The sequence below is a fragment of the Vibrio fortis genome (genome assembly GCF_000695685.1).
Classification (GTDB): Bacteria; Pseudomonadota; Gammaproteobacteria; order Enterobacterales; family Vibrionaceae; genus Vibrio; species Vibrio fortis_A.
The window spans coordinates 482,596-498,285 of record NZ_JFFR01000002.1; the positions used below are offsets into that span (position 1 = coordinate 482,596).

The following is a 15,690-nucleotide window of genomic DNA, read 5'->3' on the forward strand; positions in this document are numbered from 1 at the left end:
CATTGATAACAAGATAGCCTGCTAACCTGTCAACAATCAAGCACATTGTCGACAATTTAGACTAAGGTATAGCTCTGTACTTTCTACTCAGATCGTATTTTATAAACACACAATTCACGTTAAACATATGATTAAATTGAATAATGATCATTCGAAAACGTATTTCTAAGCTTTTCGAGGAAAACAGACACTGTCGACAATAGTGTGAGAGTCTGAGTTTTGTTCGACAATCTGATGTGTAAAAAGGGTATTTGGAAAAGAAAACCATCAGGTATAGAAAAGGCGCACACTTTGGTACGCCTGTATTTGGGTTGACTCGGGGGTGATTGGGGAAGCTAAACCGCTTTTAAGAGAACGTCCTGCTCCATATATTTTTCAATATCCACATCGTCGATCTGCTCTGGTTTTAGATACTCTTGGGCATAACGAATATGCGTACCACTGGTTAAGAACAGTCTGAATAAATCGATATCTAAGTGCTCGTCTAACGCCATCTTATACATGATGTCGACAGCCACACTGATAGGCTTGGCCTTCTTATAAGGCCTATCTGCGGCCGTTAACGCCTCAAAAATATCTGAGATAACCAAGATACGTTCAGGAATAGACAGGTCATCTGCCTTAAGTTTACGCGGGTAACCCGTCCCTTTTAATGTTTCATGATGAGTTGACGCGTAACGAGGTACACGGCTGAGCTCTTTAGGGAAAGGAAGATTCTCAAGCATCTTAATGGTACTGATCATATGCTCGTTGATCTTAAAGCGGTCTTCTGCCGTCAGCGTGCCACGAGCAATACGCAGATTATAAACCTCTCCTTGGTTATATAAGTACTCAGGTACATCCATTTTAATCCCATGTTTAGGATCAAACTCAATTGGACGGTCGCGCTTAATAATGTGTTCAGGCTTATCCGATAACAGCTTCTCGGTAGCGGGTAGTTGAGTGTTACCCTGCTTATTGAGTTCCTCAATTGGCGATAGACCCAGTCTGTCATCAAAGTGACGCGTCCATGTGATGTCAGCAATCAGCTTGATTCGCTCGACCTTATCTTGACTCATGAATTCACCACCCACGTTCGAAGTCGCAATGAACGAGAAGTCATCTTGCAATTGAGCTTGCGCCAATTTGAGTTGTTTATCGATCTCTTCTTGGCTGAGTTGACCTTCCAATTGTTGAGTTAGCGCTTTGATTTGAGCATCACGCCACAGAACTTCAAATCGGGTTCGAACTTCATGGATACGGTTATAGTTCGCTTCTAGCTTAGAGCCTTTGTCGACAATATGCTCCGGCGTTGTGATCTTACCGCAATCATGAAGCCAAGCTGCAATTCTAAACTCTCGTCGTTCATCATCACTATTAAACTTAAACGACTTAAATTGACCACTCTCACACCGCTCTGCAGCCTCAGCTAACATCAAGCCTAGCTCTGGTACACGGTTACAGTGCCCTGCCGTATACGCAGATTTGTCATCGATGGCTTGTGCGATGAGTTTAATGAAGGCTTCCACAAACGCCTCTTGCGCTTCTTCGTGTCGTTTAATCTCTTTTGACATATCAACAATCGCTGTCGACAGCTCATCGATCTCTGAGATACGCGTGTTAACAGGTCTCACATCATCATACTGACGCTCTTTAATCAGATCTGTTTGCGCAATCAGGGTGGTGATTGGATTAACAATTGGCGAACCAAAGCGCCAAGCCAATGGTAATAAGCCCAGCAGGAACACTCCGGTGATTAATACCGACTTCGCAACCTTGTCCATCACCTGAGCCAGCACAATGCTCTCTGGAACAATCACCGCAAAATACTCATCCCCTTGCTCACGGGTTGGTGTGATGTAGATGTATTTGTCGATGCCCGAAACGTTACGTTTCACCAACTGTCCATGTAGAGCTTCAGTATGAGCAAGTTCATACAACTCTAGATAAGGGACTCGGCGCATGTCTTCTTTGGCTATCTTCTTATTGGGGTTCAACCACTTTTCTTCTAAGTAAGTGCGCTGCTCCGCATTGATGTTAGCAATAGCCAGGTTGATGATTTCAACGACATCCTGATCACCTTTTTGCATCAAGACGTGATAATTGGATGGGAAGTGTTCCACCAGCTCCTCAATACCCTCGCTGAGCTTCATATCAACCAAAAAGTATTGTTGGATAGCGGATTTAAGAATTGCCGAGCTATCCAAAAAGCCATCAACCTTTCCTGCTTTTAGGGCATGTACGCTGTCGTTGATGTTTGAAAACTCAACCAACTCGATCTGTGGATACTTAGAGCGAAACTCCGGAATGATCGACCAACCCGACAGAATCGCTAAGCGTTTACCATTGAGTTCGCTCAACGATTCAATCTTGCCTAAGCGCTTATTCGCCACGATTGCAAAAGGCAGTTGGTAAATGGGATCGCTGAACGCCCCTGTGGCGTAGCCTTGGTTGTTGTTCTGCAATGAGTGCAGCACATCTAATGAACCGTCGCTGTACTGCTGCAATAACTCATTCCAAGTAAACCCGTTGATGAACTCGAACTTCAGCCCAGTTGAGCGGGAAAGCTCTTTCAGTAAGTCAATCGCATAACCTCTTGGCTCACCCGAGATAGCATAATCCATAGGTCCCCAAGCCATCTGGTTGGAGACTTTTAATGAGCGCGTATTCTCGATAAGCTCTCGCTGAGTTTGGGTGAGCTCTAAAGGCACGCCTTGAGGCATCTCGTCTGCAAAGTCCGGTGCTAGATTAGTCGCAGTCACTTCGCCATTTCGTCGAAATACAAATGCTTCAACCCCAGTGCTAGCGCCAGAGCTGGCTAAAATGCCTTTCATTTTATCGGACAAGGAGGAGAGCAAAACATCAACACCCAGCACTAATTGATGTTCTGGTAACTCAACAGAAAAGGTTTGACCTGTGATCTTTAGGTGTTGAAAAAGGTAGGGTTCTGTCTTGCTCACCTGCTCTGTCGCACTTTCATACCAAGGGCGTTGAGTTGGGAAATAGTTGCTGTTTTCTGAGATTTGATGGCGAACGTTAAAGTTTTCATCCAGAAAGTGGGTTTGTTTTAGTCGCTGCTCGCCTTGGTCAAAAATGCGTATTAGAACCCAGCGGTCTTGCGGGGCTGCATTGATTTTCTCTCGAACGATAGGAGAAGACTCAAGGTTGATCAATTGGAAAAAGTTATCGTCCCGCTCCCCTAAATAGACGCTGTAGATTTGCGCATTATTCGACAGCACATCGGCGAAGATCTTCTTGAGTGTCTCTTGATCAAGCCGGTCATCAGTTGCTCTCAGAATTGATGCCAATAACCCTGTTGTGTAATGGCTCTCGCCATCCGAGCTTTTAACATAGTCGCTGATATTATTGGCAATAATAGAATACTTGGTAAGTGTATTCTCTGTGGCGAGCTTGTTGTTGAAATAATACTGCAAAGAGATCGCTAATATTGCAGTGATGATTGTGGCAACGATAAACATGCCACCCACCGTAAACCGAATAGAGAACTTCTTCTCTGCTCCGTAGACCTTATCCATATAGCCAGACATCCGTGTTAATGATTATTATAAAAAAAAAACTGCATGAGCAGTACTTCATACGATATATTTCTATAACCTCAATTACAATCCTTTAATTGAGCTTTACCACAATAACAATTAAGTCTTTACTAGCGCCTCATATACTCCCCACAGCTCAATTCATATATTGTTCGATATCTACACTATCTATTTGTTCTGGCTTCAAATACGCCTTTGCGTACCTAAGATGCGTGCCACTCGTCAAAAATAGTCGGAACAACTCAATATCAATATGCTCATCCAACGCCATTTTGTGCATGATGTTAACAGCGACACTGATCGGCTTCGCCTTACGATATGGACGATCTGATGCCGTGAGAGCCTCAAAGATATCGGATATCACCAGCACGCGTTCTGGTATCGACAGCTCCTCTGCCGTTAATTTACGTGGGTACCCCGTTCCCTTTAATGTTTCATGGTGAGTCGAAGCGTAACGTGGTACGCGGCTCAGCTCTTTCGGGAAAGGTAAGTTCTCGAGCATCTTGATCGTGCTTATCATATGTTCGTTAATCTTAAAGCGATCTTCCGCCGTCAATGTACCTCTGGCAATCGACAGGTTATAGACCTCACCTAGATTGTATTGGTGCTCGGGAACCGCCATTCGAATACCTAATTTAGGATCATATTCAGCAGTTCGCTCTCTCGGAATGATGTGTTCCGGTTTATCAGACAATAATTGCTCTTTCGCTGGTAGCGTACTCGCCTCCCCTTTACGAGCTAACTCTTCTACAGGAGAGAGCCCTAAGCGATCATCAAAATGGCGATACCAGACTTTGTTGGCGATTTGGTGAATACGCTCAACTTTCTCATCACTCATGTATTCACCACCCACATTAGATGTCGCAATAAACTCAAAATCTTCAATTAACGTTTGTTGAAGTTCTGCTAGCTCTTTCTCGCTTTCTTGTTTGGTTTGTCGTTGTGACAACTGCTTCTCAAGCGCTTGAATTTCTGCATCTCGCCACAGTACCTCAAAACGCATCCTCACTTCGTGAATACGATTGTAGTTGGCTTCCAACTTAGTGCCTTTATCCACAATGTGCTCTGGCGTGGTGATCTTACCGCAATCATGCAACCATGCTGCGATTCTAAACTCACGCCTTTCATCATTATTGGCAAACTTGAAGTCTTTAAATAGCGGTTCATCTGACGCCTCGACCGCTTCGGCCAACATCATGCCAAGCTCTGGAACACGATTACAGTGACCTGCCGTGTAAGGTGATTTATCATCGATAGCCTGTGCGATAAGCTTAATAAACGCCTCAACAAACTCCTCTTGTGTCTGTTCGTGCGTCTTGATTTCATTAGCCATGTCTTTCACAGCCACAGAGAGGTCCCAAACTTCTTTAATACGAGTTTCGATCATCTCTACGTCATCATAGCGTCGCTGTTTTATCTTCAGCGTCTCTTCTTGCAGCTTACGAATTGGGCGAACGATCGGCGCACCAAAAATCCATGCGACTGGCAGGGTAAGTGCCATCAGCAGCACAGTAATGCCAATCGAAGTCGCGACGCGTTTATGTACGGTTTGATAGATCTCTTGTTCCGGTATGAGCACAGCAAAATATTCTGAGTAGTGTTCTCCTGTCTCTATCTTGCGCAAGTAAAGGTGGCGACTCTCTCCATTTAGCTGAATCTGCTTCATTTCACCTTCCAATGTTGCCGAAGGTATCAATTCATAAAGTTCGGTATAAGGCACGGTTATATCGCTATCAATTGCCTCATGATGAAACCATTTAGCTTCTAACGCGGCCTTCTGCTTTGGCGTAATGCTGTCTAATGCCATATTGATGATTGGGAGTAGCGCTTGATGCTCCTCTCCCAGCACCAGATAAAAGTCACTGGCGTAGTCTTGTCGAAGGTCCACCAGCTCAGCACTATTGCGCAGCCCAGAATGAAAAAAACGTTCAAGAGCAAAATCTAAGACAGGTTTAACATCTAATACTGCATCACATGCTTTGCTCTCCACACAGTCAAAAGCGGCCTTAAGGCTTGGAAATGAGATTAGCTCAACCTCGGGGTATTGCCGTTTAAGCTCCTCGGTGATTGACCAACCCGACAGAATCGCGACTTTGTTACCGACGAGCGCTTGATATGTGGTTGTGCCAGAATCTTGCTCTCTGGTCACCACTGAGAAAGGCAATTGGTATAAAGGTTGACTGTAATGCCCTACAACACCATTTGATTCATTCTTAAGGGTCGAATGTATTGCATCTAACTCCCCCTCTCGAAACTTATCGGTTAGTTCTTGCCATGAAAATCCGTTCACATATTTAAACTCTATGCCCGTCTGCTGGCTAATCAACTCCAACATATCAATCGCATAGCCATTGGGTTGCCCAGACACAGAAAAGTCCATCGGCCCCCAGTCATTCTGGTTAGAGATTTGGATTGGCCCCGCCTCACTCACCAAGGCTTGTTGGCTACTCGTAAGATAAAGTGGCTTAACTTCAAAAGCGGATGACTTAGGCTCTCGCTTTCGGTTAGTCGCAATAATGTTACCCGACGTTGAATATAAAAAAGACTCAACTTGGCTGTCCGCCTCTAGCCCTAGTGCTGTTGCTGAAAGTTTGTTGGCCAATGAAGACAACACAATATCAATGCCAATCACGTGCTGGCTGTTTTGGTCATTTTTCGATTGGAATGCCAGTGAGTAGGTTTGTCCTGTGATCTGCAGATGCTGGAAAAGATAAGGCTGAGTCTTACCGACTACATCAGTCGAAGCAGAGATGTACCAAGGACGCGTTGTAGGGAAATAATTGCTCGATTCAGTTACGACATCACGAAGGTTAAATGCATCATCATAGTAGCTTGTAGAGCGAAGTCGCCCATCAGAGCTATTTGCAATTTCAATCACAACCCAACGGTCGGTTTCTGAAGCATCAATTTTTTCTCTGACAATTGGTGAAGAGTCGAGGTTAATAATTTGGAAGAAGTCGTCGTTAGAAGAGCCAATATAGATGCTGTAGAAAAGTGGGTTGTCTTTGATCGCTTCAGACAGAATATTTCGAGCTTCTTGCTTCGATATCTGGCTACTAATGGAACGATTAACAGAAGACAACAGCTGCGCCGTGTTGATCGCATCAGAATCAATCGCTTCAACATAATCACTTAATTCTTGGGACACCATCGTCAGTTTCGACAAGGTATGCTCCGTTGCCATCGTCTTACTGAAATAATATTGAAGTGAAACTGCAACGGTCGCCGTCAATATAGTTGCAAGTAAAAACATTCCACCCACGGTAAACCGCAACGAAATTTTTGCATCTTTCATGTTCTTCTATCCTTGAACAATTGCCTCTTAGATCCTTAAGAGTTGTTGGGTGATATTGGAGAATTCCCACCCAGTTATTAAGCCTTGTTATCACATTATGTTAACGGTCATTCCCAATATCAATACAATATTCTATATATTTAGAGCTTTTACGTGATAACTCTCAGGTTTCGTTCTCACAAGTTTACAAAAATCAGCTACCGTTACTCTTCAATGGAGATTTCTCTTTTTTATCTTACGCTTATCTTATAAATCTATTATTAACGCCGCCTTATTTTATACATATTTTCATGTCAAAAAGATGCTTCATCGTCCGATTTGCGAGCCATGAACTTTATGAACTTTATTAATTCAATGCTCTTTATCCTCAATATCACCACATTAAAGACAATTCATTAACACAACATTAACCTTTGAGCATCGACTGGTTATTTGAACTTCGCTCAATACCCAGTAGTTAATACATCAATAAGTTTCTCGCTTAACTAAGAGAACAATACATAAGGAACGTGAAACATGTTCAAGGCAATGAAACCCTCTATCGCAGCGACTGTGATCGCCGCTACCTTCTCATTCAACACTTTTGCGGCAGACGTAGAGAAAATCCACTTCTTAATCCCTGGCGGCGCAGGCGGCGGTTGGGACATGACTGCTCGTGGTACTGGCGATGTATTGGTAAAGTCTGACATCGTTGAGAATGTCTCTTTCCAAAACCTGTCCGGTGGCGGCGGCGGTAAAGCGATTGCACACCTTATTGAAACGGCTAGGCGTCAAGAAGATACGCTTATGGTCAACTCAACACCGATTGTTGTTCGCTCTCTAACTGGTATTTTTCCTCAATCTTTCCGTGACCTAACTCCTGTTGCTGCAACCATTGCGGACTATGGCGCGATCGTAACGTCAGCAGACTCTAAGTACGATACTTGGGAAGATGTGGTTAAAGAGTTCGAATCTAACCCTCGTAAAGTCAAAATCGCTGGTGGCTCAGCACGTGGCAGTATGGACCACTTAGTCGTAGCAGCCGCATTTAAAGGCGAAGGTTTTGACGCTAAGAAAGTTCGTTACATTGCCTACGATGCGGGCGGTAAAGCGATGGCAGCTCTACTATCTGGTGAGACTCAACTCCTTTCAACAGGCCTTGGTGAAGTGTTGGAGATGTCAAAATCTGGCCAAGTAAAAGTACTAGCTGTGACAGCGCCTAAACGTCTAGATGCTGCACCAGACATCCCAACGCTAACTGAGTACGGCAATGAAACTGTGTTTGCTAACTGGCGTGGTTTCTTTGCTGCACCTGGCACAAGTCAAGCGAAAATTGATGAGTGGAACCAAGCGCTTAACAAAATGTACACCACTGATGAGTGGCAAGTAGTTCGCGACCGTAATGGTTGGATCGACAACTACAAAGCCGATAAAGAGTTCTATTCCTTCCTAGAAGACCAAGAGAAGCAAATGGGCGACCTGATGCGCGAGCTTGGCTTCCTCAAGTAACAAAACTATTCAGGGGGAACCGACAGCTCCCCCTTCCTTATTCTCTGTTTTGCCATGCATGAGTTCACTCAATCTCCTTTGTAATTTGTAGGCAGTTGAGCACTACTCTCTTCCTACATTCCGTTAGTGATCCTAGACATTCTTCATTAACCCGCTCATGCATGGCTTTTTTATTTTTTATGGAGTTGGATATGTCGGAACAATCGAACACGTTCTTATCCAAAGAGAACCTACTCACTAGCGATCGAATTGGTGCCCTAGTTTTCCTATTGGTTTGCTTGTGCTACGGCTACCAGACAACCCTTATCCCACTGTTCCCCGGTGATGAATACGAACCTTTTACAGCACGAACACTACCAACCCTACTCACCTTTGCGGGTATTGGGCTGGCGCTGATCTTACTTGTAACCGGAAAACAAGAACCGAAGAAATCCTGCGATACCACACCGCTTAACTGGAAGCTGTTAATCGGTTTCTTAGTTCTAATGGCATTGTATGGTGTTGGACTTACCTATCTAGGCTTTGTACTGGCAACTGGCTTCTTCTTATTGGCAGGCTTTTACCTACTGGGTGAGCGCAGAAAACCAATCCTGATTGGTGCTTCATTCCCGTTTGTCATCATTTTTTATCTTCTATTAACTCAGGGATTAGATATCTATCTAGAACCTGGGCTTATCTACACACTTTGGTAGGAACCGCATTATGTTAGATGGAATTTTACAAGGACTCTCGACCGCGGTAATGCCGATGAACATCATGATGGTGATCGTGGGCTGTTTCGTTGGTACCTTTATCGGGATGCTACCAGGCTTAGGGCCTATCTCTGCGATCGCGCTAATGATCCCTATCACTTACGGTTTAGAACCTTCATCAGGTCTAATCCTAATGGCTGGTGTTTATTATGGTGCGGTATTTGGCGGCTCAACTTCGTCGATTCTCATCAATGCGCCGGGATGTTCATCAACCGTGGTAACTGCATTTGATGGCTACCCAATGGCGCAAAAAGGCCAAGCAGGCAAAGCACTTGCACTGGCGGCTTACTCTTCATTTACTGGTGGTACGCTATCAGCAATCATGCTTCTTATCGCGGCACCAGCGCTTGCAAGCGTATCGCTAAGCTTCCAATCGTCAGACTACTTTGCGCTGATGCTACTTGGCTTGTCGGCAGTTGCAGCCTTTGCTGGACCGGGACAAGTGATCAAAGCATGGATGATGACCATTCTTGGTTTGATGCTTTCAACGGTAGGTATCGATAAAGGTGTCGGTGTTGAACGATTCACTTTCGGCTTAACCGATTTAATGGACGGCTTTAGCTTCTTGCTACTCGCGATGGCTACATTCGCGCTTGGTGAAACTCTGATGGGTGTGCTTAAACCTCAAAAAGACACCAGTGAAGAGGAAAGCCGTAAGATGTCCGATATCGGCAGCATGAAAGTGACTAAAGAAGAGGTTAAAGACGTAGCTCCGGTATCGATTCGTTCTTCTATTCTTGGTTTCTTTACTGGCGTACTACCGGGTGCTGGTGCAACTATTGCAGCTTTCCTTAGCTATGGTATGGAACGCAGTCTGGCACCAAAAGAGAAGCAGAAAGAGTTTGGTAAAGGCAGTATCCGTGGTCTTGTTGCGCCAGAATCGGCAAACAACGCAGCTTCTAGTGGTTCGTTTGTTCCTCTATTAACACTTGGTATCCCAGGTTCAGGTACGACGGCGATTATGCTTGGTGCTTTGATTGCCTACGGTATTCAGCCAGGTCCGCGTCTGTTCGTTGAGCACCCTGATGTATTCTGGTCAGTTATCATCTCTATGTACTTCGGTAACATCGTACTGGTGATTTTAAACCTACCGCTGATCCCATACATCTCTAAGCTACTCGCTGTGCCAAGAACCGTGTTACTACCTATGATTCTGTTCTTCTCAATTACTGGTGTTTACTTGGTGTCGTTTAACACTATGGATGTCTTTATCATGTTGCTTGTAGCAATGGCAGCAATAGGATTGAGATTGGCCGACTTCCCATTAGCACCGCTGTTGCTAGGCTTCATCCTAGGCGGATTAATGGAAGAGAACTTAAGACGTGCACTTATGATCAGTGACGGCGAACTAAGTTTCCTTTGGGAGCGCCCGATTACCATGAGCTTTACCATCCTTGCGGTGTTGGTTCTATTCAGCCCTCTATTCATGAAACTGTTTAAGAGCCTTAAAGCTAAACCTGTAGAAGCCTAATCAAACCGCACTTTACCTAGGGAGCCTTCGGCTCCCTTTTTTTATTGATGGTCTAAGCATCCATTGCAACAAATCACAAACTTGTTCATAACATTATGATAAGGCTGGTTTTAGATTCAAAATGCAGTAAGTTAGTTATTCGTCTCTCAATTAGGAACTGTGCCATGGAATGGCTGATACTCTTTCTCGCTGGTGTGCTTGGTGGCATATTGAACTCCATTGCTGGAGGAGGCAGTTTTGTTACGTTCCCCGCTCTACTATTTGTAGGCGTCCCTCCGGTCGCTGCCAACGCAACCAATACCTTTGCCTCTTGTGCAGGCTACATCAGTGGCGCTTACGCATTAAGGCAAGAGATCCTATCGGGCACAAAGCAGCTCAAGTTGACTTTGATTCTGAGTGTACTGGGTGGTGCAATCGGTGCATTCTTACTGCTGCACACTCCTGAAGCTCTCTTTACACAATCTGTTCCTTGGCTACTCCTATTCGCTGCACTGCTTTTTACCTTTGGTGGCCACATCAACAGCTTGATTAAAAAAGCGGCATCAAAGCACAAACACGCAGGCAAAGCAGGTGCCTTCTTCTCAGCCCTTTTGTTGCTTTTGGTATGCGTTTACGGTGGTTACTTCAATGCTGGCCTTGGTATTGTCACGCTAAGCTATCTTGCCTTAGCTGGTTATATCAACATCAATGTCATGAACGGTATTAAGTTATTGGTATCAGCAAGCGCTTCAATGGCGGCCATCGTCCTATTTATTGTTGATGGTTCGATTGATTGGAGTTCAGGGCTCGCGGTATTGCTCGGCACATTAGTCGGTGGTTACTACTCGGCTCAGATATCACGCAACATTCCACAAAACTATGTTCGTAATAGCGTTATCGTTGCAAGCTTTTTAATCACCGCATACTTTTTCTACGCCAATTAATCAGTTATTAAAAATCGCCAGATATGTCCTTTGGCTATAGAAGTGCGTTCGACTTTGCAGTGTTACTTCCGTTCATTAAAATAGCGTTCGCTAAATTTGTGAAGAGAGCCTGATAATCATCTTGTTTGATATTAATTTAGATTAATTTTCATCCAATGATGAGATACTTACTGCGTAAAAGAAGCAAGCATATTAGGGGGCATTATGAACATCAAACTCGGTCATGTTATGTCATCAAGCAGACTGATCTGCTTCATTGCATTCTTAGCAGCAACCTTCGCGTGGATACTAAAAATGCCCGCTCTGTTTTCGGTTTCTGCTCTGTTTCTCGTCTTCAGCGCTGCAATCTACGTAGGCGATTTCATCAAAAATCAAAAGAAAAACCGCGAAGCCTAATCACTCGCAGAGCAATACAACTTTGATAGCTTTACCCTACTTCAAAAATAGATAGCAAAAGAAAAGGAGCATGATGCTCCTTTTTTGTATCTTGTTCAGTCCACCATAGTGATTAGCGGCGGAAATTGCGTCCTTTACCACCCGAGCGACGCGCTTTAAAAGAAGACGCGGCCTTAGCTTGAGACGCAAGGATAGATTCTACCGTCAGCTCCATCGGCTCTTTAGGCTCAAGCCCATGACGGAAAGTGCGTGAACGTGGTGGCATTTGATATTCAAGGTCAGATGCTTTTGGCATACGCTTGAAGCGGTACAAGTAAAAGTTCTCTACTTTCTCACGCGCCCATTGTGTTTTCTTCAAGTACTTCACCGCACTCGCGACAGACGGCTTAGTATTGAAACAGTTCATACGCATCGCTGCATCAAGGATTTCCCAACCGTAATGATCCACCAGCTCAGTGATCATGGTTTCTAACTTTAAGCCGTGCAGTGGGTTGTTTTTCTGCAGCTCAATTCTTTCTTCATCTGTCATCGTCATACCTTAAACAGAGCAAGCACTCTGCGTTAGTTCACCATCATCAATAACGGTTGTTTACTTAGGTCTGCTTCCTGCACGCCTATCAATGAGGGTAATGATGGCACAAAGCCTGCCACTCTCCTAATTATCATCGACGCATATTTCCAATTTTGGCTTGATCGCATGAGAACTAACCATCACATCACTCAATAAGCTCGTTTTACATACCAAATATTTAACAATTATGGCTTCAGTTCGCGGCTAGAACACATTCATTTTCATTATTGGACACGCCAACTTATTAATAATCATCATGTTTATTGAACAAACTTTCTGGAACCGACATCGCTGTAAATACCCCAATTGGATTAGAAATCTGGATCGATATAACAAAAAGCCAACCCAGTTAACAAAATGGATGACTCTTAAATGTAATAACCACATTTTTAGTGATGTGATTAGAATTTATAGGATGACAAGATTACAATTCGTTAACAGGACTGGTATGTTCGTATTCTTAAATATGAGAAATCAATAAGTCAAAGAAAAACAATTACATAATTATAAATAAAGGTCAGCCCCGCTCATGTTTGACTACTCCCAACTCAGTAAAATCGCAGCTAAAGATCAAGATATTACCTCGACGTTAGACGACCTGTTTCAGCTTGTGCGTTCGTTCTACCCAACGCTCTCGCGCCTCTCCATAGCCTTAACTAACGAAAACAAAGCCACCAATTACTTTGTCTCCGATGCCTTGTGCCAAGAGGCGAGCCATAACTACATCGAATACAATATCAGACCAGAATCTTCGCTGAGAAAGATGTCTGAGCTGCCTTCTGTTCGCGTTATCAATGACTTATCGACGATGAATCCAACGCGCCAAATTTGTCGCTTAATCGATATTGGGCATCAAAGTAGCTACACCTCTCCTATCTACTATCGTGACAAAAATCTGGGGTTTATCTTTCTTAATGCCACTGCGATTGGCTTCTTTAATCAGAAGAGCATCCAAGCTGACATAGCGTATCTGTCCCAGCTTATCGCGAGTTTGTTTACTCGACTGCACGAGAATCAAAAACACTTTCAAACTTCTCTCGCGATTGCGTTAAATATGGGCCATGCAAGAGATCCTGAAACCAAAGAGCATTTGATTCGTATGGGGCGTTACAGTGAGATCTTGGCGCGAGCGATGTCAGAGCAAAAGCCAGAAATCACCTATCAATTCATTCATCGAATTCGTGTTTATGCACCTTTTCATGATATCGGCAAGTATCGAATCCCCGACCATGTACTTTTTAGTACTAAACGATTTACCGATGAAGATCGCGCCATCATGAATCAGCACACCATTTACGGTGAAGCCATGATTGAAGATGTTGTCTCGATTTCCGATAACCACTCTATCTCGCACGATGAAGTGCAGTTTCTGAAGAACATTATTCGACATCATCACGAACGCTACGACGGAACTGGCTTACCAGACAGACTGTGTGGTACTCAAATTCCATTGGAGGCGCGTATCGTTACCTTAGCAGATGTGTTTGATGCCCTACTGAGTAAGAGAGCCTATAAATCTGAATGGGAACTTGATGATGTGTTGGAGTACATCGAAGAAAACGTTGGCATTATGTTCGACCCAAGTTGTGTCGAAGCGCTTAAGCAGAACTTAGATACCTGTATGGCAGTAAGGGAGCAGTATTCTGACAAAGAAGAAGTGACCAGCTTCCAGGCTTAATGTTAGTTAGGTATCTAACTAGAAATCACTAGGGCGTGTTGACAGAAACAAAAAAGGATGCCAGTTAGCATCCTTTTTTAATTTTAAAACAACTAATTACGATTATACGTCGTAAGTTGTTGAAGCAGTGTCGCCGCCTGTACCAGTCCAGTTAGTGTGGAAGAATTCACCACGTGGACGGTCTGTACGCTCGTAAGTGTGAGCACCGAAGTAGTCACGTTGAGCTTGAAGCAGGTTAGCTGGTAGACGAGCAGTTGTGTAACCGTCTAGGAAAGATAGCGCAGAAATCGTACATGGCATTGGGATACCAGACTCTAGAGATTTCGCTGCTACTTTACGCCATGCCGCTAGGCTGCCTTGTAAGATGTTTTTGAAGTACTCATCAGAACCTAGGAACGCGATGTCTGGGTTCGCTTCGTACGCATCACGGATGTTGCCTAGGAATGCAGAACGGATGATACAACCACCACGCCACATTAGAGCTACGTTACCGTAGTTTAGGTCCCAACCATTCTCGTTAGACGCTTCGCGCATTAGCATGAAGCCTTGAGCGTAAGAGATGATCTTAGAAGCTAGTAGAGCTTGACGTAGTGCATCAACCCACTCTTGCTTGTCGCCTTCAACTGGAGTGATTGTCTTACCGAATAGAGATTCAGCTTCAACACGTTGATCTTTAAGCGCAGATAGACAACGAGAGAATACCGACTCAGAGATCAGCGTTAGAGGAATACCTAGGTCTAGTGCGTTGATACCTGTCCACTTACCCGTACCTTTTTGGCCTGCTGTGTCTAGGATTTTCTCAACTAGAGGCTCACCGTCTTCATCTTTGTAGCCAAGGATGTCAGCAGTGATTTCAACAAGGTAGCTGTCTAGCTCAGTCTTGTTCCAATCAGCGAATACTGCTTGCATCTCGTCTGCAGACATACCAAGACCGTCTTTCATGAACTGGTAAGCTTCAGTGATAAGCTGCATGTCGCCGTATTCGATGCCGTTGTGTACCATCTTAACGAAGTGGCCAGCGCCGTCGTTACCAACCCAGTCACAACAAGGTTCGCCAGCGTCAGTTTTTGCAGAGATACCTTGGAAGATTGGCTTAACCGCTTCCCAAGCTTCAGCCGCGCCGCCTGGCATGATTGAAGGACCGAAACGTGCACCTTCTTCACCACCAGATACACCAGTACCGATGAAGTGAATGCCTTTTTCACGACAGTGAGCAACACGACGGTTTGTGTCTGGGTAGTTTGTGTTACCACCGTCAATGATGATGTCGCCTTCGTCTAGAAGTGGAATTAGGTTGTCGATGAAAGTATCAACAACTGCACCAGCACGAACCATTAGCATCACTTTACGTGGTGCTTCTAGCTTCTCAACAAGCTCTTCTAGAGAGTAAGCACCAACGATGTTTGTACCTTTCGCTGGACCTTCTAGGAACTCGTCTACTTTCGCAGCAGTACGGTTGTGAGCAACAACTTTAAAGCCGTTGTCATTCATGTTTAGGATAAGGTTTTGACCCATTACTGCTAGGCCAATTACACCGATATCACCTTTCATTATTTATATCTCCTTGCGGCTATTCGCGA

10 protein-coding genes are annotated in these 15,690 nt (G+C 44.3%); 6 read left to right on the forward strand and 4 right to left on the reverse strand.

The genetic code is table 11. The features are described from left to right. Window positions 1-335: 335 nt before the first annotated feature. Together VFDL14_RS20465 and VFDL14_RS0122905 are read right to left on the reverse strand one after the other, a co-directional pair. Complete coding sequence (locus VFDL14_RS20465) at window positions 336-3,515, reverse strand: HD domain-containing phosphohydrolase (RefSeq protein ID WP_032549158.1); 3,180 nt, start codon at window positions 3,513-3,515, stop codon at window positions 336-338. Between the two features lie 157 nt (window positions 3,516-3,672). Then, on the reverse strand, window positions 3,673-6,831 hold the full coding sequence (locus VFDL14_RS0122905) for an HD domain-containing phosphohydrolase (RefSeq protein ID WP_032549160.1): 3,159 nt from the start codon (window positions 6,829-6,831) through the stop codon (window positions 3,673-3,675). Window positions 6,832-7,347: 516 nt separating this feature from the next. Between VFDL14_RS0122905 and VFDL14_RS20460 the strand changes: the two genes are divergently transcribed. The 5 genes from VFDL14_RS20460 to VFDL14_RS20440 all read left to right on the forward strand — a co-directional run bounded on the left by VFDL14_RS20460 (window position 7,348) and on the right by VFDL14_RS20440 (window position 11,861). After that, the gene (locus VFDL14_RS20460) at window positions 7,348-8,319 is read left to right on the forward strand and encodes a tripartite tricarboxylate transporter substrate binding protein (RefSeq protein ID WP_032549161.1); all 972 of its coding nucleotides are present in this window, start codon (window positions 7,348-7,350) and stop codon (window positions 8,317-8,319) included. Window positions 8,320-8,510: 191 nt separating this feature from the next. Next, window positions 8,511-9,011 (forward strand): tripartite tricarboxylate transporter TctB family protein, encoded by a 501-nt coding sequence (locus VFDL14_RS20455; RefSeq protein WP_032549163.1) that lies wholly within the window; start codon window positions 8,511-8,513, stop codon window positions 9,009-9,011. Between the two features lie 10 nt (window positions 9,012-9,021). Beyond that, on the forward strand, window positions 9,022-10,542 hold the full coding sequence (locus VFDL14_RS20450) for a tripartite tricarboxylate transporter permease (RefSeq protein WP_032549164.1): 1,521 nt from the start codon (window positions 9,022-9,024) through the stop codon (window positions 10,540-10,542). A 164-nt stretch (window positions 10,543-10,706) separates the two neighbouring features. Beyond that, window positions 10,707-11,465, forward strand: coding sequence for a sulfite exporter TauE/SafE family protein (locus VFDL14_RS20445; protein WP_032549165.1), 759 nt, complete (start codon window positions 10,707-10,709; stop codon window positions 11,463-11,465). Window positions 11,466-11,669: 204 nt separating this feature from the next. Next, window positions 11,670-11,861 (forward strand): hypothetical protein, encoded by a 192-nt coding sequence (locus VFDL14_RS20440; protein ID WP_032549167.1) that lies wholly within the window; start codon window positions 11,670-11,672, stop codon window positions 11,859-11,861. Window positions 11,862-11,973: 112 nt separating this feature from the next. Here VFDL14_RS20440 and VFDL14_RS20435 read toward each other — a convergent pair whose 3' ends face one another. Beyond that, window positions 11,974-12,390, reverse strand: coding sequence for a VF530 family DNA-binding protein (locus VFDL14_RS20435; protein WP_032549168.1), 417 nt, complete (start codon window positions 12,388-12,390; stop codon window positions 11,974-11,976). 571 nt (window positions 12,391-12,961) lie between these two features. Between VFDL14_RS20435 and VFDL14_RS20430 the strand changes: the two genes are divergently transcribed. Continuing rightward, window positions 12,962-14,110, forward strand: a complete 1,149-nt coding sequence (locus VFDL14_RS20430) for an HD-GYP domain-containing protein (protein WP_032549170.1) — start codon at window positions 12,962-12,964, stop codon at window positions 14,108-14,110. Between the two features lie 102 nt (window positions 14,111-14,212). Here VFDL14_RS20430 and gnd read toward each other — a convergent pair whose 3' ends face one another. After that, the gene (gnd, locus tag VFDL14_RS20425) at window positions 14,213-15,661 is read right to left on the reverse strand and encodes a decarboxylating NADP(+)-dependent phosphogluconate dehydrogenase (RefSeq protein WP_004742688.1); all 1,449 of its coding nucleotides are present in this window, start codon (window positions 15,659-15,661) and stop codon (window positions 14,213-14,215) included. Window positions 15,662-15,690 lie beyond the last annotated feature (29 nt).